Here is a 499-nt window from a genome sequence, read left to right as displayed (position 1 = left end):
GCTTGCGCGGTGAGCGTGCCCGCAGCGGTGACCTGCCCGCCGGCGGGCGTGCCAAGTCCCGGTGCCTTCAAGCCGCCGAGGTTGACGGTGCCGAGCGCCACCGCGCCTGTCGTGGCGCGGCTGCTGAGGTCATGGCCGGCGACCAGCGCCACGTTGCCGCCCTGGAAGCTGCCGACGTTGAGCAGGTCTTGCGCGGCTTGCACGCTTAAGTTGCCACCGGCCGCCAGCGTGCCGGCATTGAGCAGGTTGCCGGCTTGGATCGTGGCGTCGCTGGCGGATTGGATCGTGCCGGTCGTGGTGAGCTGGTTGTTGGCGTTGAGCGCGACGGTGCGGCCCTGGATCACCGCGCCGCTGGCGACGTGGTTGGCGGTGCTTTGGCTCAGGTAGACCACCGGCACCAGCACGGATTGGCCGTCGACGGTCTGGTTGACCAGCCACACCATGTCCTGGGTGAGGCTGGCCATCTGCTGGGGCGTGAGCGCCACGCCCACGGCGAGGT

Annotated in this window: 1 pseudogene; it reads right to left on the bottom strand. The window is 70.1% G+C overall.

From position 1 onward, the window contains the following. A pseudogene (locus ISP15_RS18300) lies at window positions 1-499 on the bottom strand (hemagglutinin repeat-containing protein); the annotation flags it as partial.

The organism is Dyella jejuensis (assembly GCF_044904675.1).
Lineage (GTDB): Bacteria > Pseudomonadota > Gammaproteobacteria > Xanthomonadales > Rhodanobacteraceae > Dyella_B > Dyella_B jejuensis.
Note: the sequence above shows the minus strand (reverse complement) of the source record. Positions and strands in the feature narration are given on the sequence as shown.